Below are 20,132 nucleotides of genomic sequence, written 5' to 3'. Positions count from 1 at the left end.
GCTGCCGCGAGCGGTCAGCCGGCCGCGCCCACCGCGACGTCGTCGGGACGCAGCTCGCCCTCCTCGTCGACGTCCGGCGGGATCGTCGACAGCGCGCTGGCGTGCAGGTCCTGCGTGCGGATCAGGGCGAACCCGATGAACGCGGCGATGAAGCCGAGGATCGCGCACAGGGTCATCGCGCTGTGGAAGGCCGACATGAACGCGTCCCGGCCGGCCGCCAGCACCTGGTCCTGGAGCGCGCCCGCACCCTTGGCGACCGCGCCGAAGGAACCCGCGCTGATGCCGTGGGCGGCCTGCTCGGCGGTGTCGTGCCCGAGCTGCCTGCCGACCGCGGACGAGGTGAACTCGTCCGTCACCCGGTTCTGGAAGAACGCGCCCACCCCGGCGATGCCGACCGCGATGCCCACTTGCTGGAAGGTCTCGTTGATGCCGGAGGCCACACCGGACTTGGCCGGTTCGGCCACCCCGATGGCCAGCGCCGCGCGGGCCGGGTTGAAGGCGCCCATGCCGAAACCGGCGACCAGCATGCTCGGGATCAGCACGGTCCACGACGAGTCGGCGTGCGTCAGGGTGAGGAGCAGCAGCCCCACGCCCATGACCGCGGTGGAGCCGCCCAGCAGGATCCGGAAGGGCACCTTGCCGATCAGTCCGCCGCCGAGCGCGCCCGCCACGAACATCGCGCCGGTCAGCGGCAGGAACCGCAGGCCCGCGCCCCACGCGTCGTTGCCCAGCACGTTCTCCAGGTAGCTGGTCTCGAAGAAGACCGAGGGCAGCGCGCCGGCGTTGCCGATCATCGCGACGAGCGAGATGCCGACGAAGGTCGGGCTGCGGAAGAACGCGGGGTCGATCATGGCGCGCTCGCCGAGCCGGCGTTCGATCAGCACGAAGACGGCCAGGAACACCGCGCTGACCGCGTAGAGCGTCAGGGTCTGGGCGCTCGTCCAGCCCTCCTCGGGGGCCCGGATGGTCGCGAAGACCAGGGCGCCGAGCGCGATGCTGAAGGTGGTCAGGCCGCTCCAGTCGGTGGGATGGGCCCGCTTGTTGAGCGATTCGCCGACCTTCACGGCACCGACGAGCAGGGCGGCGACACCGACCGGCACGTTGATGTAGAAGATCCAGCGCCAGGACAGCGCGTTGATCAGCGACCCGCCGATGAGCGGACCGGCGGCGACCGCGAGGCCGACCGCGGCACCGAAGGCGGTGAAGGCGGTGGCGCGCTCCTTTCCGTGGAACTCGGCGCTGAGCAGCGCGGGGCCGACGGCGAACATGATCGCGGCGCCGACGCCCTGGACGGCGCGGAAGCTGCTCAGCAGGGTGGCGTCACCGGCCAGACCGCAGGCCAGCGAGGCCACGGTGAAGATGGCGAAGCCCACCTGGAACACCTTCTTGCGGCCCACGCGGTCGGCGATCGAACCCGCCGCCACCAGGAAGATCGCAAGGGTGAGGGCGTAGGCGTCGAACACCCACTGGAGGTCGGAGAAGCTGCTGTTCAGTGACTTGTGGATCTGCGGGAGCGCGATGGACACCACGCTCAGATCCAGCATCAGCATGAACGAGCCCAGCGCGACGATCCCGAGTGTCCACCACCTCGTGGGAGACGGTGCGCGTTCTGCGGACATGCCAAGGGCTCCAATCAACAGGATCCGTAGATGATGGAAATCTAGATGATTGGAATGCTGGTGGTCAATGACTCCAGTGATCGGACAGTTCTACGGTCGGTGATCCGGTCGGTCCGGGAGTGGGCGCACGGAAGCGGGGGCGGTGCTCGGCCGGTGGGCCGAGCGCCGCCCCCGCGAGGGGAACCGGAGTCGGGTCAGTCGGTGCAGACGGATGCGGGCCAGCGGCCCGCCAGCATGGTGCCGAGCATGTCCCGCAGCAGGTCGCGCTCACCCTCGGGCAGACAGCTGAAGAACGCCGACTCGGTCTCGGTGACCACCTTGTCGGCCGCCGCCAGGGCCTCGCGGCCGGAGTCGGTGAGGATCAGGTTGTAGCGCCTGCGGTCGGCGGGGTTGCGCCGGCGCTCGACGTGCTGGTTGCGCTCCATCTCGTCGATCACCGTCACGACCGTGGTCGGATCGAGGTTGAGCAGCCGACTGAGGTCCTGCTGGGAGAGTTCGGGCCCGCCGGCCAGTGCGGCCAGCACGAAGAAGTACCGCATCCGCATGCCGAGCGTGGCCAGCGCCTTCTCGACGTCCTCGACCAGCACGAGCCCGGCCTTGTGCAACAGGTAGCCGGGGCGTTCGGCAATGAGGAAGTCCTTCCGGGGTGACAGCCGTTCCCCGGCCGGCTCGGCGTTCCCGCTGGGCGCCATGCGCGTGCTCCCTCCAACCGTTTGATTCTCCACGATCGAAGATACCAACGCTTTGCGCAAGGCGACAGCGCCGGGCCCCGTGGGCGACCGGGGGTGGGTCGAGTGGGTCGAGTGGCCGAGTGGGCGGAGGGTGGCGGGTTCCGGTGTGGTCGGCGGTGGGGGTCGCGGGTGGCCGGTGGCCGGTTGCGGAAGGTTGTGGAAGGTCCGCCGTGGAATCCCGCGGGCGGCCCGGGGGCGGGAGCGGAGGGCCGGAGGGGGCGCGTCGGCGGGGCGTGTGGGGGGTGTGTGTGCCGGATCCGGAATTCGCCGGCGTCTTGCGGAATTTAATCGTCCTTAACCTCTATTGGCGCCCTGGGCAACGGTCGCGCAGGTGATGTGATGCGCGTCACGTGGCCCGGAGTTGATTCTCTGTTACTGTCCAGAACATAGCGTTCGAGTGCGGGATCGTCAGCCGACATGGGGGTCGGTTGAAACAATGAACCTTCACCCGACAGATCGTTTCGAATTCAACGGGGGAAACATGAACGGTTGTCGTTCCGGGCCCGCATAGGGTCCCGTATCCATACATCACCGGCCCTTCGGGCTGTCTTCGGTGCGGCGCACCCGTGCGTCCGTGTCCCTTCGTCATGCCTGTTCACAGACGTGCGCTGAGACCCTTGCGTCGCCCTGTCGCTTTTCGGTACCGGCTGCCCCGCTCGGGCTGCCCGGTTTCATCGTGATGTCCGCGTGGATTTCCGCGCGGGCATTTTCCCGGCGCTTCCGTGCGCCGATCCCTGGGGGAGAAGAATGCGTAGGACCACTGCTGCGGCCGGTGAATCCGCAGCGCTGGCTGAGGAATTCGAAAAGTGGCTCGGTGATCCGGAACTGGCCACCAATTCCGTGTCGTTCCGGCGCGGCCTCGAACTGGACGAACGGGACGAGCTGCCGGCCGACGGCATCGACCAGGTCCGGGCCTTCGGATTCAGCCGGTATTTCGTGCCCGAGTCCCTGGGCGGCGAACTGCGGACCACCGAGGACATCCTGATGCTCACCCGGGTGCTCGCCCGCCGGGACATGAACGTGGCGGTCAGCGAGAGCACCCAGGTGTGGACCATGCTCGCCTGGATCGCCGGAGACACCGAACAGCGGGCGAAGACCGCCGCCACCCAGCTGCGCGGCGGCATGGTGCCCTGCCTCGCCTACTCGGAGAACGGCCACGGCGCCGACCTCGCGGGCAACGACTTCACCGCCGTCCCCGACGCCGGCCAGTACGTGCTCACCGGCGAGAAGTGGCCCATCAACCGGGGCCGCACCGCCACCCACGTCGTGGTCCTCGGCACCACGGGCGACGCGGACACCCCGGCCAAGCGCCGGCAGTCCCTGTTCCTCGTCGACCGGGAGCAGATCGTCTCCGGCACGGTCTCCGGCGTCCCCCGCGTCCCCACCTACGGCCTGCGCGGCTGCGACATCAGCGGGGTCGCCTTCGACCACGTCCGGGTGGACGCCTCCGCCCGGCTCGGCGCCGAGGGCGAGGGCCTCGAACTCGCCCTGCGCGGCCTGCTGGTCACCCGCACCTTCTGCACCGGACTCTCCCTCGGCACCGGCGACACCATGCTCCGCACGGTCGGCGGCTTCCTCGCCGGCCGGCAGCTGTACGGCGGCCCCGCCGGCGACATCCCGTACGTCGCCGAATCCCTCGCCGGCGCCTACCTCAGCCTGCTGCTCGCCGAGTGCGAGAGCCTCGTGGCGATGCGCGGACTCCACCTGTACACCGAGGAGTTCAGCATCTGGGGCAACCTCGCCAAGGTGCAGGCGGCCCGGCTCGTCGACACCAGCACCAAGGTGCTCGCCCGCGCGCTGGGAGCCCGGTACTTCATGCGGGCCCCCGAACACGCCGGGATGTTCCAGAAGATGCTCCGGGACGGCGCCGTCGTGTCCGTCTTCGACGGCAGCGAGCCGGTCTGCCTGGACAGCATCGCGCTCCAGCTGCCTGCCATGGCCAAGGCCCACACGCAGCCCCGGGACGAGGACTGGAGCACCCTGTACGACCTGCGGGCCCCGCTGCCCGCCTTCGACCCGGCCCGGGTGAGCGTCTTCGGCCGCGGCCGGGACGCCACCTTCGCGAGCCTGCCCGCGCTGATCGCCCGGCTCGCCGGGACCGCGGCCACCGACGGCTGCCCGGAGTCCCGCCTCGCCGCGCTGCGGGAGAGCGCCGAGGGGCTGCGCCGGGACCTCGACGCGCTGTACGAACGGGCCGGGGAGATCCGCCGGTCACCTGCGGCCCGCACCCCGCAGCCCTCGGAGACCGCCAAGACCACCTCGCCGCGGCTCATCCGGGTCGCCGAGGAACTGTGCTCCCTGCACGCCAAGGTCGCCGCGCTCGGCATCTGGCTGTACAACCGCGACCACCTCGACGCGTTCTTCGCCGACGGCACCTGGCTGGCGGCCGCCCTCGCCCGCGAGGAGATCCACCGGTACGACGCCGGCGACCTCGACCCCGCCGCGGCCCGGCAGCTCCTCGACCGGATGACCGCGCAGCGGGACCGCAACGAACTCTTCTCGCTGCGCACCGTGCGCCTCGCGGGCCCCGGCACGCACGAGGCGGGCGGGGACACCGAGCCCGCCGTCGCCTGACCGCCCCACCCATCCTCCACACCGGACCAGACGAACCAGCCGAACCGGACAGACCAGCGGAAGGGCCTGACCAGCCATGAGCACGAAGAACCTGACGATCGACGACGTGAAGAACGTACTCGTCCACGCGGTGGCCGCCGAGGCCGGTCTCGAACCCGCGGAACTCGCGACCGACCAGCCCTTCACCTCCTACGGCCTGGACTCCATGGCGGCGCTCGCCGTCGGCATGGAGATCGAGGACGCCCTCGGACTCACCGACCCGCCGGTGGACCTGCTGTGGGACCACCCCACCGTGGACGCCCTGACCGAGGCGCTCTGGAAGCTGCTGGCCGGCGAGTCCGTCCCGACCGCCGCGGACGGCCGGCGATGAACGACACGGCACCCGGCGCCACCGGGTCCCCGGCGGCCGCCCCGCCCCGCCTCAACGCCCAGCAGGCCGGCCTCTGGTTCATCCACGAGGCCGACCCCGGCTGTGCCGCGTACCACATCGTGTTCGGGGCCGAGGTCACCGTCGACGCGGAGTCCGACGCCGCCCCCCGGGCCAGGCGGATCCTGGACGACCTGATGCGCGAGCACGACGCCCTGCGGATCGCCTTCCGGCCCGGACCCGACGGCCCGGTCCAGTGGGTGCACGACTCCGTGCCCGTGGACGTCCGGCACACCGACGCCCGAGACCTGGACCCCGAGGCGCTGCGGGCCCTCGTCAGGACGGACAGCCGTATCCCGTTCGACCTGTCCCGCCCGCCGCTGTGGCGCGTGCACCTCTACCGCACCGCCGAACGCACCTGGGTGTTCACCGCGGTCGTCCACCACGCGGCGGCCGACTTCTGGTCGCTGGCCCTGCTGATCTCCGAGGTCCGCTCCCGGCTGGCGGGCGAGACCGGCCCCTTCACCCTCGACGGCACCGCCTTCGCCGCGTACGCCGAGGAACAGCACGACTTCCTCGGCAGCGACCGGGCGCGCGCCCTGCTCGAACGGGAGGCCGAACGGCTCGCGGACGCGCCGCCCGGCCTCGACCTGTATGGGGACCGGCCCAGGCCGCCCGCCCCGTCGTACGACGGCGGCTCGACGCCGTTCACGGTGCCCGCCGAAGTGACCGAAGCGGTAAGGCAGTTGGCCCGGGACACCGCGACCACGCCGTACATGGTGCTGCTGGCCGCCTACTTCGTGCTGCTCAGCAGGCTCAGCGGCCAGTCCGACGTCCTCGTCGGCACCCCCACCTCGGGGCGGCTCCAGCGCAGGATGCGGGACGCCATCGGCAACTTCGTCAACACCGTCGTCGTCCGCGGCGAGGTCGACGAGGAGTCGACGTACCGACAGCTGCTCGGCTCGGTGCGCGCCCGGGTGCTGGAGGCGACGCGGGCCCAGGAGCTGCCCTTCCCGTGGCTGGTACGGGAGCTGGCGCCGCCGCGCGACCCCAGCCGGACCCCGCTCTACCAGGCCGGGTTCGCCTGGGACCGGCTGCCGTTCCTCACCGACATGGACGAGTTCTTCCTGCTGGAGCCCGGCCAGGACGCCGGGCTGACCGTGGCGGGCGCGGCGCTGCGGCCGTACCCGCTGCCCCAGCAGGAGGGCCAGACCGACCTGTGGATCGAGATGGGCGCCGAACGCGCCGGTGCCTACGCCGGTGTGCTGCGCCACAACACCGACATCTACACGGCGGACACCGCCCGGGAGATCGCCGCCACCTTCGTCACCACCCTGGAGACGCTGGTCGGCCGCCCGGACGAGCCGCTGCGCGCCCTCGCCCGCGGCGACGCCCGGCAGCTGGCCGCGCTCACGGAGTGGGGGACGGGACCGGAGCGCGAACTGCCCGCCGCCCGACTCCCGGACCTCGTCCGGGACCGCGCCCGCCGGACACCCGAAGCGATCGCCGTGGTCGCCGACGGCACGGAGTGGGACTACGCCCGGCTGCTGGCCGAGACCGAGCGGGTGGCGGCGGCCCTGCGCACGGCCGGTGTCGCGGCCGGCGACCGGGTCGCGGTGCTGGCGGAACGCGGCGCACCGCTGGTGGCCGCCCTGCTGGGCGTCCTGGCCGCCGACGCGGCCTACGTCCCGCTGGACCCCGGGCTGCCCGCCGAACGCCTCACCTACATGGCGACCGACTCCCGGGCCCGCCTCCTCCTCACCCAGACCCACCTCCGGGACGCCTGGCCCGCCGCCCTCCCGGCGCTCCGCCTCGACGACCTGGAAGCGGGAACCGAGGGCACGACACCCGGGGCCGCGGCGGAACCGGCCCAGGCGGGCGGTGCCGACCTGGCGTACATCCTCTACACCTCCGGTTCCACCGGGCGGCCCAAGGGGGTGGCGATCCCGCACCGGGCGCTGGTCAACCTGCTGCTCGGCATGCGGGAGGAGACCGGGTTCGGGGCGTCCGACAGCCTGCTCGCCGTCACCACGGTGTCCTTCGACATCGCTGGGCTCGAGCTCTTCATGCCGCTGGTGGCCGGCGGCCGGGTCCTCGTCTGCGACAGCGCGACGGCCGCCGACGGCGCCGCCCTCGCCGCCCGCATCGAGGACTCCGGTGTCACCTGGATGCAGGCCACGCCCACCTCGTGGCGCATGCTCCGGGACGCCGGCTGGACCGGTACCGCCCGGCTGAACGTGCTCTGCGGCGGCGAGGAACTGCCCCTGGACCTCGCCGAGTTCCTGACCGCAGGGACCGCGAGCGTACGCAACGTCTACGGCCCGACGGAGACCACCATCTGGTCCTCCGCCGGCCCCGTCGACCCGGCCACCGGCGTCGACATCGGCGCCCCCGTCGCCAACACCCGGCTGCACGTCCTCGACCCGCAGGGCCGCGCAGTCGAGCCCACGTTCCCCGGCGAGCTGTGGATCGGCGGCGACGGCCTCGCCGTCGGCTACTGGGACCGGCCGGAGCTGACCGCGGAACGGTTCGTCACCGGCCTGCCCGCGGCCCCCGGTGAACGCCTGTACCGCACCGGCGACCGGGCCCGCTGGACCGGCGACGGCCGGCTGCTGCACCACGGCCGCCTCGACCACCAGGTCAAGCTCCGCGGCTACCGCATCGAACTCGCCGAGGTCGAGACCGTCGTCAAGGCCGTCGACGGGGTCTCCACGGCCGTCGTCGTCGTACGCGACGACCGGCTCGTCTGCTACCTGGTGCCCGAACCCGGCGCCGAGCCGAAACCGGCCGACGTCAGGGCGGCCGCGGCCGTGTCCCTGCCGCAGTACATGGTGCCCTCCATCGTCGTCGTCCTGGACGAACTCCCGCTGACCGCCAACAAGAAGATCGACCGCAACCGCCTGCCGGCACCCGCCGTCACCTCGGACGCCGTCTTCGAGAAGCCGCGCGACGCCACCGAGATCACGCTGGCCCGGATGTGGACCGAGATCCTCGGCATCCCGGAGGTCGGCGTCCACGACGACTTCTTCGACGTCGGCGGCCACTCCCTGCTCGCCGTCCGGCTCAGCGCGGCCATCCGCGACGAGTGGGACGTCGACATCCCCATCTCCGAACTGCTGCGCCACGGCACCGTCGCCGAACTCGCCACCCTCGTCCGGCGCGGCGGCCAGGACACCCCCCGGGGACCGATCGTCACCCTCCGGGAGGGCGGCCCCGGGCAGCGCCCGCTGTTCCTGTTCCACCCCTTCGGCGGCACCGTCTTCTGCTACGTCGAACTCACCCGCCACCTCCCCGAGGGCCGCGCCGTGCTCGCGGTGGAGGCACCCGGCATCGAGAACGAGGGCGAGGCCGAGATCAGCGTCGAGGCCATGGCCACCCGCTACCTGGAACACATCAGGGAGATCCAGCCGCACGGCCCGTACGCCCTCGGCGGCTGGTGCTTCGGCGGGGTGATCGCCTACGAGGCGGCCGGACAGCTGCGCGCCGCCGGCGAGCAGGTCGAGCTGCTCTTCGGCATCGACAGCCGGGCGCCCATCGAGGCGAACATCCCGGAGTCCTCCGACGACGCGACGATCCTCTCCTGGTTCGCGCGGGACCTCGCCGTGCCCTACGGCAAGACCCTCGACATCCCGGCGGAGCTGCTGCGCGAACTCGGCGGCGAGGCCGCCTTCGACCACATCCTGCGGGAGGCCGCCGCCCTCGGCGTGCTGGCCGAGGACGCCGACCGGGCGCAGATCCTGCGCTACTTCGAGGCCTACCTCGCCAACGGCATCGCCCTGCAGACCTACCTTCCCGAACCGAACGACCTCGACTACCTGCTGCTGCGCGCGGTCGACGAGCCCGCCGGGTACGGGCCGCAGCTCGGCTGGGACGCCCTGGTCAAGGGCGCGCTGCGGGTCGTCGACGTCGCCGGGGACCACAACTCGGTGATGTACCCGCCGCACGCCGCCGTCGCCGCCCGGGCCATCAGCCCGCACCTTGGAGCCTCCGATGATCACAGCTGAGTACTCGTTCGACCTTCCGGTACCGCCCGAGACGGCGTTCGCGCTCGTCTCCGACCCCGAACAGGACCCCGTGTGGCAGGCGGCCTGCGTGGAGTCGCGGCTGCTGAACGGACCCGCCCGGGAGGGCTGCCGGTACCAGATCACCTTCGCGCTGGTCGGCAAGCGGATGACCTTCACCGTCGAGATCGACAGCTACGAACCCGGCCGCCTCTCGAAGTTCCACGTGCTGGACGGCCCGTTCACGTACTACGGCACCTACGCGTACTCCGCCGGACCGGCCGGCACCACCACCGTGGACTGGACGTTCGACGTCGAGCCCGGGGACTACTTCGGGATCATGCCCAAGTCCCTGCTGCGCAAGGTGCTCGTCAACTCCGTCAAGAAGGACTCCGCAAAGCTCGCCGAGAAGCTCCGGCACCAGGCCGGCAGCCGCTCCTGATCGGCCCGCCCCACCTCACGCAGACCTCCTGGAAGGGAGAGGCAGACCATGTCGGAACAGCACACGGGACGAGACACGGCACAGGACCGGGCCGGCCGTACGAAGGTCGTCGTCACCGGTCTCGGCACCATCACCCCGCTCGGCGGTGACGTCGCCGGTACCTGGGAAGCGATGGTGCGCGGCCGGAGCGGGGTCCGCCGCCTCGACGCCGAGAACCAGCCGGAGTCCTGGACACAGGAACAGCACGACATGCCCCCGCAGCTCGGCGCGCCCGTGGCGGTCGAGCCGGGCAGCGGCCTGGAGCCGATGCAGCGCCGGCGCCTGAGCCGGTCCGCCCAGCTCGCGGTCACCGCCGCGGAGGAGGCGTGGCACGACTCCGGGCTCGACACCGCACTGGTGGTGCCGGACCGGGTCGCCGTGATCGTCTCCGCCGCGCTCGGCGACATGACCGCGATCATCAACGGCTGGGACGCGCTGCGTTCGCGCGGCTGGAACCGGGTGCCGCCGCTGACCGCGCCGATGTCCATGGGCAACGGTTCCGCCTCGGCCGTCAGCATGCTGGTGAACGCCCGTGCCGGCGTCAACACCACCGTCAACGCCTGCTCGTCCGGCACCCAGGCACTGGCGACGGCCGCCGACATGATCCGGCGCGGCACCGTGGACGTCGTGGTGGCGGGCGGCGCGGAGGCACCGCTGCACCCGCTGGTCCTCGCCTCGTTCGGGGCGATGCGGGCGCTGTCCAAGCGCGTCGACGACCCGGCCGGCGCCGCCCGCCCGTTCGACGCCGCGCGGGACGGGATGGTGCTCGGCGAGGGCGCCGGCATCCTGGTCCTGGAGTCCGAACGGCACGCCCGGGAACGGGGCGCGCGGGTCTACGCCGAGCTCGCCGGTGTCGGCATCACCTCGGACGCCTACCACGTCGTACAGCCCGACCCGACCGGAGCGGGCACCGTCCGGGCGGTCCGGGCCTCGCTCGCCGACGCCGGTGTCACCCCCGCGGACGTCGCCCACTTCAACGCCAACGGCACCGCCAGCCAGGCCGGTGACGCGGCGGAGGCACGGGCGATCCAGGCCGTGTTCGGGGCTGCCGGGCAGGGACCGGCGGTCTCCGGGACCAAGTCGATGACGGGCCACAGCCTCGGCGCGGCCGGCGCCATCGAGGCCGTCACCACGGTCCTGTCCCTGCACCACGGCCTGGTGCCGCCGACCCTCAACTTCACCGCCCCCGACGAGGACGTCTCGATCGACGTGGTGCACGGCAGCGCGCTCAAGCTGGGCAGCGAACAGCTCGTCGCGGTGAAGAACTCCGCCGGGTTCGGCGGCCACAACGTGGCGCTGACCTTCCGGGGGAGCGCCGCTCCCCGCGGCGCCGAGGGGAGCTGAGGTGCGGCTCGCCGAACAGACCCGGACCCGGCCCACGGGGCGCGGGTCCGGGCGGCCCCACGCCTCGCTGATCGTCGCGGGCAAGGACCGGCCGGGCATCGTCGCGGCCGTCGGCGCGGTGCTCAGCGACCACGGCGCGAACATCGTCTCCCTGGACCAGTACTCCGACGACCCGCAGGGCGGCGCGTTCTTCCAGCGCACGGTCTTCGGCCTCGACGACCTGCCGGCCGCCCTGCCCGCCGTCCGGGACGACCTGACCGGCCTGACCGCCGAGGGCTTCGACCTCGACTTCACCCTGCGGGACCTCGGGGTGCCCGGCCGGGTGGCGATCTTCGCCTCGAAGGCCGACCACTGCCTGCTCGACCTGCTGTGGCGGCACCGCAGGGGCCAGCTGCCGGTCTCGGTCGCCATGGTGATCTCCAACCACCCGGACACGGCCGAGGAGGTGCGCTCCTTCGGCATCCCCTTCTTCCACGTGCCGTGCTCAGGGCCGGACAAGTCCGCCGCCGAGGCCGAGCAGCTGCGGCTGCTCAAGGGCAACGTCGACTTCGTCGTGCTGGCCCGCTACATGCAGATCCTGTCGGCCGACTTCATCCGGCAGGCCGGTGTGCCGATCATCAACATCCACCACTCCTTCCTGCCGGCGTTCGTCGGCGCCGGTCCCTACGCCAGGGCCAAGGAACGCGGCGTCAAACTCGTCGGCGCCACCGCCCACTACGTCACCGAGAACCTGGACGAGGGCCCGATCATCGAGCAGGACGTGGTCCGGGTCAGCCACGCCGACACCGCGGCCGACCTGCAACGACGCGGTGCCGACGTGGAGCGGGCGGTGCTCTCCCGTGCGGTGCTCTGGCACAGCGAGGACCGCGTGATCCGGCACGGCAACCACACCATCGTCTTCTCCTGACACGAGCACCGACGACCGATGACCGACGACCGATGACCGATGACCGATGACCGATGGTCGATGACTGAGAAGGGGCGGCGGGATGAGCCGGGACAGTGACGTGCTCGTGACCGGGCTGGGGGCGCTGACACCACTGGGCGGGAGTGCGGCCGAGTCGTGGCAGGGGCTGCTCGACGGCCGGTCCGGGATACGCGCGCTGGGCGGTGACTGGCCCGCCGAACTGCCGGTGGGGATCGGCGGACCGCTCGCCGCGGACCCGGTCGAGGCGATCGGCCGCGTCCTCGCGCGCCGCCTCGACCGCACCGAGCAGATGGCGGTGGCGGTGACCCGGGAGGCCTTCCAGGACGCCGGGAGACCCGAGGTGCCGCCGGAACGGCTGGCGGTGGTGATCGGCACCGGGATCGGCGGGCTGCTGAGCACGCTGGCGCAGAACGCCGTGTACGAGGAGCACGGCATGCGCAAACTGTCGTCCTACGCCGTGCCGATGGTGATGCCGAACGGCCCGGCGGCCTGGGCCGGCCTGGACCTGGGGGCGCGGGCCGGAGCGCGGGCCCCGGTCAGCGCCTGTGCCTCGGGCGCCGAGGCCGTCGCGCTCGGGCTCGACCTGATCCGGCTGGACCGCGCCGACGTGGTGGTCGCCGGCGGCACCGACGCCTGCCTGACTCCGTTCATGGTGGCGGCGTTCACGCAGATGAAGGCGCTGTCGCAGCAGGGCGGCGACCCGGCCGCGGTGTCCCGGCCGTTCGACGCCGCCCGCTCGGGCTTCGTCATGGCCGAGGGCGCGGCCGTCATGGTCCTGGAACGCGCCGCGTCCGCCCGGGCCCGGGGCGCCCGGGTCTACGGCGCGGTGGCCGGCGCGGCGGTCACGTCCAGCGCCCACCACATCTCCGCGTCCGAACCCGAGGGACAGATCACGGCGATACGGGCGGCGCTGCGGGACGCGGACCTGGCCCCCGCCGACATCGGGCACGTGCACGCCCACGCCACCTCGACCCCGGGCGGCGACCTCGCCGAGGCCGAGGCGGTGGCGAAGGCCGTCGGCGCGCACCCGGTGGTGACCGCCACCAAGTCGATGACCGGTCACATGCTGGGCGCCTCCGGCGCGTTCGGCGCCCTGGCCGCCCTGCTGGCGCTGCACCACGGCGTGGTCCCGGCCACCCGCAACCTGGACGAACCCGACCCGCAGGTGGGGCTCGACGTGGTCACCGGCGCCGCCCGCACCGGCCGCTGGGAGGCCGCGCTCGCGAACTCCTTCGGCTTCGGCGGCCACAACGTCAGCCTGGTGCTGACCCGCACGAACTGACACACGGCAAGACGGAAGACCGCAAGACGGCAAGACCGCAAGTCGGAAAACGGGAAGTCGGGCGACGGGGGACAGGACGATCATGACGATCGGGGTACTGGGAACGGGCCGTATCGCCACCACGCTGGCGGTGCTGTTCGCCCGTGCCGGACACCAGGTCCGGCTGGGCTCGGCGGACGCCGGGCACGGGCGCGGGACGGCGGCCAGGCTGGGCTGTCCGGAGCTGACCGGCGGGTCCTGCGAAGAGGCCGTCGCACGGGCGTCCGTGGTGATCCCCGCGGTCCTCGGCGTACCGGGCGCGGTGCAGGTGCTCAGGCCCTGGCGGGCGGCCGTGCGCGGGAAGATCCTGGTGGACGTCACCAACCCGTTCACCGGGGACCACACCGACTTCGTCGGACCCTGGGCCCGCGGCGGCACCGCCGACCTGGCGGCCGCGTTCCCCGGGGCGCGGCTCGTGGGGGCCTTCAAGAACGTGTGGTGGGAGCACCTCGCCGACGGCGACGCGTCCGCCGTCCCGGACATCCAGGTGGTCTCCGACGACGCGGAGGCGAAGCAGGCCGTCCTGCGCCTGTGCGCCGCCACCCCCTACCGCTACGCCGACGGCGGCGGCCTCGACCAGGCCGGCCGGGTGGAACGCATGGCCCTCTCGGGATCCCGCACCAGAAGGGGTTTCGCGGCCTGACCCCGGCCCGTGCGTTCCTCAGTCCGTGCGCGGGTCGTCCGGCTTCAGGGACTTCAGGAACTCCGGGTTGTCGTCCGGCGCGACCCACCGCTCGCGGGGCTGCCGTGCCTTCCCCGCGACCAGCCAGGCCACCGGGCCGACCAGAACCTCCCCGAAGAGCAGGATGACCAGCACCCACGCGAGTTTCGGCAGGGCGCGGACCTCGTCCTCGGGGGTGTTCAGGCAGTCCACGAAGGCGTAGATCCACAGTGCGAGGACCAGCAGGAAGGGCAGATACCTGAGCATGGCGGCCAGGGTAGCGGGTGGGTGCCGTCCGGTCCCGGGGGCACGGGCGTGATCGCCTTCGGCCGGAGCCCGGCCGGCAGCCGCGCCTGAACCCCTTCGGCCCGGGGCGCGCTCAGGCGGGTGCTGAGCTCTCGCCCGGCGGCCGGCGGAGCAGGTGCAGACAGACGACCGAGGAGACGACCGTCCGCCGCTCGGAGGTGTCGAGGCCGGGGTCCGTCTCGACGACGTACCGCTGGAGCCCGCGCCACCTGTCGGCGGTGCTCACCGTGACCCGGCCGAGGGTCTCCGGCGTGGGCTTCTGATCGGGGTCGGTCTCCGTGAGCAGCCATTCGACGGAGACGAGGGCCCGCCGGGTGATGAAGAACCGGCGCCCCGCCGCCGTCCGCAGGCTCAGCTGCCGGGTCCTGACGCGTCCGGGTGCCTCGGCGGTGCCGGCCTCCCGGCCCGCGGCGTCGGTCAGGTGGAACAGCGCCGGTCCGGTGCGCATGACGCGCACGAGGAGTTCCCCGGACACCCCCGTGAGCAGGGACTGGGTGTCGTCGGTGTGGGTGACCTGGGCGAGCCGGCTCCCCGCCGCGGTGGACACCGCCAGCGCCGGATCCGTGTGTCTGCGCCGCCACGCCTGCTTCAGCTGCTCCACCACGACCGTCTCCGGCGCGAACGGACCGGGCTCCGTCATCGGCTCTCCCTCCCCCCGCCACGGTTCCCCCTCGGCCGGGCACGTCCACTATGACCGAGGGCCGCGGGACGGGAGAAGGCCCTTGCCGGAGGCGGGGAGCCGGTCAGGCCCGCTCGGCGGGCAACGGCCGGATGACGGCGCGGACATCGGCCTCGGTGAGCGGGCTCGGATCACGGCCGACGAGGATCGCAGGGGGCGGTGACCGGGCCCGCACCCCGGGTGGCCGATACTGGGACACATGGCTTACGACGATCTTCGCTCCCTGCTCAGGGCCCTGGAGCGCGAGGGCGACCTCAAGCGTGTCAAGGCCGAGGTCGACCCGTATCTGGAGGTCGGGGAGATCGTCGACCGGGTCCAGAAGTCCGGCGGACCGGCGCTGCTCTTCGAGAACGTCCGCGGCTCCGCGATGCCGCTGGCGATGAACGTCTTCGGTACCGACCGCAGGCTGCTGAAGGCGCTCGGTCTGAAGTCGTACGGCGAGATCTCCGAGAAGATCGGCGGGCTGCTGCGCCCCGAACTGCCGCACGGGTTCGTCGGGGTGCGGGAGGCGTTCGGGAAGCTCGGCGCGATGGCGCACGTACCGCCGAAGAAGGTGAAGTCCGACAGCGCGCCGGTGCAGGAGGTCGTCCTGAAGGGCGACGAGGTGGACCTGGACCGGCTCCCGGCCCTCTTCACCTGGCCGCAGGACGGCGGCTCCTTCTTCAACCTGGGGCTCACCCACACCAAGGACCCGGAGAGCGGGATCCGCAACCTGGGTCTGTACCGCCTCCAGCGCCACGACCGGCGCACCATCGGCATGCACTGGCAGATCCACAAGGACAGCCGCAACCACTACCAGGTGGCCGCCAGGCGCGGCGAGCGCCTTCCGGTGGCCATCGCCTTCGGCTGCCCGCCCGCCGTCACCTACGCGTCCACGGCCCCGCTCCCCGGCGACATCGACGAGTACCTGTTCGCCGGGTTCATCGCGGGCAAGCGGATCGAGATGGTCGACTGCAAGACCGTTCCGCTCCAGGTCCCGGCGCAGGCGGAGGTCGTCCTGGAGGGCTGGCTGGAGCCGGGCGAGATGCTGCCGGAGGGGCCCTTCGGCGACCACACCGGCTTCTACACCCCGCAGGAGCCGTTCCCGGCGCTGACCATCGACTGCGTGACGATGCGCCGCCGCCCCCTGCTCCAGTCGATCGTCGTCGGCCGCCCCCCGACCGAGGACGGCCCGCTCGGCCGCGCCACCGAACGCTTCTTCCTCCCCCTGCTGAAGATCATCGTCCCGGACATCGTGGACTACCACCTCCCCGAGTCCGGCGGCTTCCACAACTGTGCGATCGTCTCGATCGACAAGAAGTACCCGAAGCACGCGCAGAAGGTCATGCACGCCGTCTGGGGCGCGCACATGATGTCCCTCACCAAGCTGATCGTGGTGGTCGACTCCGACTGCGACGTCCACGACCTGCACGAGGTCTCCTGGCGGGCCCTCGGCAACACCGACTACGCCCGCGACCTGACCGTCGTCGAAGGCCCCGTCGACCACCTGGACCACGCCTCCTACCAGCAGTTCTGGGGCGGCAAGGCGGGCATCGACGCGACGAGGAAGTGGCCCGAGGAGGGCTACACCAGGGACGGGGGCTGGCCGGAGATGGTCCTGTCGGACCCGGATACGGCGGCCCTCGTGGACCGCCGCTGGAAGGAGTACGGCCTGTGAGCTCCGCCTCCGCAGCACTCCCGCAGCCGGGACGCACCAAGGCGTTCCTCCGGCTGGTGATGATCGAGCACTCGGTCTTCGCGCTGCCCTTCGCCTACATCGCCGCGCTGACCGCGATGTTCGAGCTGGACCGGAACATCCACTGGGGGCGGCTCCTCCTGGTCACGATCTGCATGGTCGGCCTGCGCACCTTCGCGATGGCGGTCAACCGGATCATCGACCGCGAGATCGACGCCCGGAACCCGCGCACCGCCCACCGCGAGCTGGTCACCGGCGCGATGAGCGTGAAGCACGCCTGGACCGGCGCGCTGATCGCGGTGGCGGTCTTCCTCGGCTCGGCGGCCCTGCTCAACCCGCTCTGCCTGGCGCTCGCGCCGGTCGCCGTGATCCCGATGGTGGTCTACCCCTACGGCAAGCGGTTCACGAACTTCCCGCAGGCCATCCTGGGTCTCGCGCAGGCCATGGGCCCCATCGGCGGCTGGCTCGCGATCACCGGCGAGTGGTCCTGGGACGCGGTGATCCTGGGCCTCGCCGTGGGCATCTGGATCGGCGGCTTCGACCTCATCTACGCCTGCCAGGACGTGGAGACGGACCGCGAGATCGGCGTCATGTCGGTGCCGGCCCGCTTCGGCATCCCGGCGGCGATCTGGGGCGCGCGGGTCTGCCACACGCTCGTCACGGCCCTGTTCGTCTGGTACGCGGTGGCCACGCACGCCGGCGCCTTCTTCTGGCTGGGCCTGGTGATCGTCGCCGGCGCCTTCCTCTACGAGCACTCCATCGTCCGCCCCCACGACCTCTCCCGCCTCAACCGCGCCTTCTTCAGCGTCAACGGCTTCATCGGCATCGCCCTCTTCGCCTGCGCCCTCCTCGACCTGCTGGTCCGCGGTCTGTCGGTCTGACCGGCGGGGGCCGGCCGTGGACCCGTCCTGAAGTCGGGCGGGCGCGCCGGTACGCTCAAGGTGTGAACGCAGGAGAAACGCAGCGCGTGCCTTGGATCGTGGGGGTGTCCGGGGCGTCCGGTACGCCCTATGCCGCCGCTGTGCTGCGGGCCCTGCTCGACGCGGGGGAGAGCGTCGATCTGGTGGTCAGCCGGGCCTCGCGGCTCACCCTGCTGGACGAGACAGGGATCTCCTTCCGGGACGCGCACTGGCGCGACGACCTGCGGGAATGGCTGGCGCGTGGCGCCGACGGCAAGCCCGGGACCTTCGCGGTCGACCTGACGCGGGTGCGGTACTGGAGCGCCGGTGACCTGGCCGCGGGCCCGTCCTCGGGGTCGTACCCGGCCAAGGGCATGCTGATCGTGCCGGCGTCCACCGCCGCCGTCGCCGGGGTCGCCCTCGGGCTCTCCAAGGACCTGCTCCAGCGGACGGCCTCCGTCACCCTCAAGGAGCGCCGCCCGCTCGTCGTCGCCGTCCGCGAGACACCGCTGGGCGGACAGACGCTGCGCCACCTCGTCACCCTGGACGACCTGGGGGCGGTCGTCGTCCCCGCCTCGCCGGCCTTCTACGCGGGCGCCACGCACATCCAGGACCTGGTCGACTTCGTCGCCGGGCGCGTACTGGACGCGGCGGGTGTCGGACACCGGCTCTACCGCCGCTGGGAGGGCGACCTCGGCGGCGGCGCGGGCCGGTAGCGGTACCCCTGCACCACCTCTCATCTACTTCGGGAACTTTCAGCGGAAGGCTTCGATCGCATGGACGCCGTGGACAGGCAGCTCATCCAGGCCCTGAGGGAGAACGGCCGGGCCTCGTACGCTGAGCTGGGCCGTCTCGTCGGACTGTCGGGACCCAGCGTCACCGACCGCATCAACCGGCTGGAGGCGGCCGGGGTCATCACCGGCTACCGGGCCACCGTGAACGCGGCCTCGCTCGGTCTCGGCGTGATCGCCCTGATCGGCATCTCGCTCTCCGACGCGGCCGACCACGAGGACGTGGCCCAGCGGCTGCGGGACCTGCCGGAGATCGAGGACTGCTGGTTCATCGCCGGTGACGACTCCTTCATGCTCAAGGTCCGTTCGACGGACGTCGACGGACTGGAGAAGACCATCCGGCGGCTGTCCGGCACGAAGGGCGTTTCCCGGACCCGGACCACGGTCGTGCTCTCCACGAAGTGGGAGAACCGGGTGGGGGACCTGCCCGAGGAGGTCTAGGGATACCGTGGGGCGAGTTGTCGTGGAAAGGGTGAGGCATGGACGTCGGGCTCAAGCGTGAGCTGGAGGAGAAGGTCCGCTCCGGCGAGCGGCTGTCCCGCGAGGACGGCATCGCGCTGTACGAGTCGGACGACCTGGCCTGGCTGGGCGGTCTCGCCCACGAGGTGCGCACGCGCAAGAACGGTGACGTCGTGCACTTCAACGTCAACCGGCACCTCAACATGACGAACGTGTGCACCGCGTCCTGCGCGTACTGCTCGTTCCAGCGCAAGCCGGGCGAGAAGGACGCGTACACGATGCGCATCGAGGAGGCGGTGAAGCTCGCCAAGGCGATGGAGGGCGAGAACCTCACCGAGCTGCACATCGTCAACGGCCTGCACCCGAACCTGCCGTGGCGCTACTACCCGCGGTCGCTGCGCGAGCTGAAGGCGGCCCTGCCGGACGTCTCGCTGAAGGCGTTCACGGCCACGGAGATCCACCACTTCGAGACGATCAGCGGCCTGTCCGCGTCGGAGATCCTCGACGAGCTGATCGACGCGGGTCTGGAGTCGCTGACCGGCGGTGGCGCGGAGATCTTCGACTGGGAGGTCCGTCAGCACATCGTGGACCACCGCACCCACTGGGAGGACTGGTCCCGGATCCACCGCCTGGCGCACGAGAAGGGTCTGAAGACCCCGTGCACCATGCTGTACGGCCACATCGAGGAGCCCCGCCACCGCGTCGACCACGTGCTGCGGCTGCGCGAGCTCCAGGACGAGACGAACGGCTTCCAGGTCTTCATCCCGCTCCGCTACCAGCACGACTTCGTGGACATGAAGGACGGCAAGGTCAGGAACCGGCTCCAGGCCCGGACCCAGATGGCGACCGGCGCGGAGGCCCTGAAGACCTTCGCGGTCTCCCGGCTCCTCTTCGACAACGTGCCGCACGTCAAGGTCTTCTGGGTCATGCACGGTGTGCAGACCGCGCAGCTGGCGTTGCAGCACGGCGCCGACGACATGGACGGCTCGGTGGTCGAGTACAAGATCACCCATGACGCGGACAACTACGGCACGCCGAACAAGCTGACCCGCGAGGACCTCCTGGACCTCATCCGCGACGCGGGCTTCCGCCCGGTGGAGCGCAACACGCGCTACGAGATCATCCGCGAGTACGACGGCCCGGACCCGGCGCGCCGCGAGTCCCCCCAGCCGATGCGGATCTGAACAGGCCGACGGTACGTTTCCGGGTGCCGGTGCGTGGGGGCTGATCGCGCAGTTCCCCGCGCCCCTAAAAGCAGGGGCGCTGCGGTGGCCGCCCCTGAAGGGGCGCGGGGAA

At 71.8% G+C, this 20,132-nt stretch carries 17 protein-coding genes; 13 read left to right on the top strand and 4 right to left on the bottom strand.

The window, feature by feature from the left end:
• Positions 1–14: 14 nt before the first annotated feature.
• Both MB828_RS03850 and MB828_RS03845 read right to left on the bottom strand, forming a co-directional pair.
• Positions 15–1,619: an MFS transporter gene (locus tag MB828_RS03850; RefSeq protein ID WP_133027542.1), complete on the bottom strand. Its 1,605-nt coding sequence runs from the start codon at positions 1,617–1,619 to the stop codon at positions 15–17.
• Between the two features lie 194 nt (positions 1,620–1,813).
• A complete protein-coding gene (locus MB828_RS03845; protein ID WP_046726507.1) occupies positions 1,814–2,311 on the bottom strand; it encodes a MarR family winged helix-turn-helix transcriptional regulator in 498 nt (165 codons plus the stop codon).
• A gap of 786 nt (positions 2,312–3,097) precedes the next feature.
• Between MB828_RS03845 and MB828_RS03840 the strand changes: the two genes are divergently transcribed.
• The 8 genes from MB828_RS03840 (at position 3,098) to MB828_RS03805 (ending at position 14,009) form a co-directional block, all read left to right on the top strand.
• A complete protein-coding gene (locus tag MB828_RS03840; RefSeq protein ID WP_301646913.1) occupies positions 3,098–4,924 on the top strand; it encodes an acyl-CoA dehydrogenase family protein in 1,827 nt (608 codons plus the stop codon).
• A 76-nt stretch (positions 4,925–5,000) separates the two neighbouring features.
• On the top strand, positions 5,001–5,294 hold the full coding sequence (locus tag MB828_RS03835) for an acyl carrier protein (RefSeq protein ID WP_133027540.1): 294 nt from the start codon (positions 5,001–5,003) through the stop codon (positions 5,292–5,294).
• Positions 5,291–9,295: a non-ribosomal peptide synthetase gene (locus MB828_RS03830; protein ID WP_301646912.1), complete on the top strand. Its 4,005-nt coding sequence runs from the start codon at positions 5,291–5,293 to the stop codon at positions 9,293–9,295. The genes MB828_RS03835 and MB828_RS03830 overlap by 4 nt, the downstream gene beginning before the upstream one ends.
• On the top strand, positions 9,282–9,734 hold the full coding sequence (locus MB828_RS03825) for an SRPBCC family protein (RefSeq protein ID WP_301646911.1): 453 nt from the start codon (positions 9,282–9,284) through the stop codon (positions 9,732–9,734). Before MB828_RS03830 ends, MB828_RS03825 begins: the two co-directional genes overlap by 14 nt.
• Before the next feature lie 48 nt (positions 9,735–9,782).
• On the top strand, positions 9,783–11,117 hold the full coding sequence (locus tag MB828_RS03820; protein ID WP_301646910.1) for a beta-ketoacyl-[acyl-carrier-protein] synthase family protein: 1,335 nt from the start codon (positions 9,783–9,785) through the stop codon (positions 11,115–11,117).
• Between the two features lies 1 nt (position 11,118).
• Complete coding sequence (purU, locus tag MB828_RS03815; protein ID WP_133027536.1) at positions 11,119–12,024, top strand: formyltetrahydrofolate deformylase; 906 nt, start codon at positions 11,119–11,121, stop codon at positions 12,022–12,024.
• 82 nt (positions 12,025–12,106) lie between these two features.
• Complete coding sequence (locus tag MB828_RS03810; RefSeq protein WP_301646909.1) at positions 12,107–13,327, top strand: beta-ketoacyl-[acyl-carrier-protein] synthase family protein; 1,221 nt, start codon at positions 12,107–12,109, stop codon at positions 13,325–13,327.
• An 82-nt stretch (positions 13,328–13,409) separates the two neighbouring features.
• Complete coding sequence (locus MB828_RS03805; protein WP_301646908.1) at positions 13,410–14,009, top strand: NADPH-dependent F420 reductase; 600 nt, start codon at positions 13,410–13,412, stop codon at positions 14,007–14,009.
• Between the two features lie 18 nt (positions 14,010–14,027).
• Here MB828_RS03805 and MB828_RS03800 read toward each other — a convergent pair whose 3' ends face one another.
• Positions 14,028–14,294 (bottom strand): PLD nuclease N-terminal domain-containing protein, encoded by a 267-nt coding sequence (locus MB828_RS03800; protein WP_046726499.1) that lies wholly within the window; start codon positions 14,292–14,294, stop codon positions 14,028–14,030.
• 112 nt (positions 14,295–14,406) lie between these two features.
• The gene (locus tag MB828_RS03795) at positions 14,407–14,973 is read right to left on the bottom strand and encodes a hypothetical protein (RefSeq protein WP_301646907.1); all 567 of its coding nucleotides are present in this window, start codon (positions 14,971–14,973) and stop codon (positions 14,407–14,409) included.
• Positions 14,974–15,211: 238 nt separating this feature from the next.
• On the opposite strand from MB828_RS03795, the gene MB828_RS03790 reads away from it, so the two are divergent.
• The 5 genes from MB828_RS03790 to mqnE all read left to right on the top strand — a co-directional run bounded on the left by MB828_RS03790 (position 15,212) and on the right by mqnE (position 20,020).
• Positions 15,212–16,669 carry a menaquinone biosynthesis decarboxylase gene (locus MB828_RS03790; protein ID WP_046726496.1) on the top strand — a complete coding sequence of 486 codons (1,458 nt, stop codon included), beginning with the start codon at positions 15,212–15,214 and terminating at the stop codon, positions 16,667–16,669.
• Positions 16,666–17,568, top strand: coding sequence for a menaquinone biosynthesis prenyltransferase MqnP (gene mqnP / locus MB828_RS03785; protein WP_133027532.1), 903 nt, complete (start codon positions 16,666–16,668; stop codon positions 17,566–17,568). Before MB828_RS03790 ends, mqnP begins: the two co-directional genes overlap by 4 nt.
• Before the next feature lie 86 nt (positions 17,569–17,654).
• Positions 17,655–18,302, top strand: coding sequence for a UbiX family flavin prenyltransferase (locus tag MB828_RS03780; RefSeq protein WP_133027531.1), 648 nt, complete (start codon positions 17,655–17,657; stop codon positions 18,300–18,302).
• Positions 18,303–18,362: 60 nt separating this feature from the next.
• Entirely contained in the window at positions 18,363–18,818 is a 456-nt protein-coding gene (locus MB828_RS03775) for an Lrp/AsnC family transcriptional regulator (RefSeq protein WP_046726493.1), read from the top strand.
• A 38-nt stretch (positions 18,819–18,856) separates the two neighbouring features.
• Complete coding sequence (gene mqnE, locus MB828_RS03770; protein ID WP_301646906.1) at positions 18,857–20,020, top strand: aminofutalosine synthase MqnE; 1,164 nt, start codon at positions 18,857–18,859, stop codon at positions 20,018–20,020.
• Positions 20,021–20,132: the final 112 nt, after the last annotated feature.

The organism is Streptomyces arenae, from assembly GCF_022343545.1.
GTDB lineage: Bacteria > Actinomycetota > Actinomycetes > Streptomycetales > Streptomycetaceae > Streptomyces > Streptomyces humi.
Note: the sequence above shows the minus strand (reverse complement) of the source record. Positions and strands in the feature narration are given on the sequence as shown.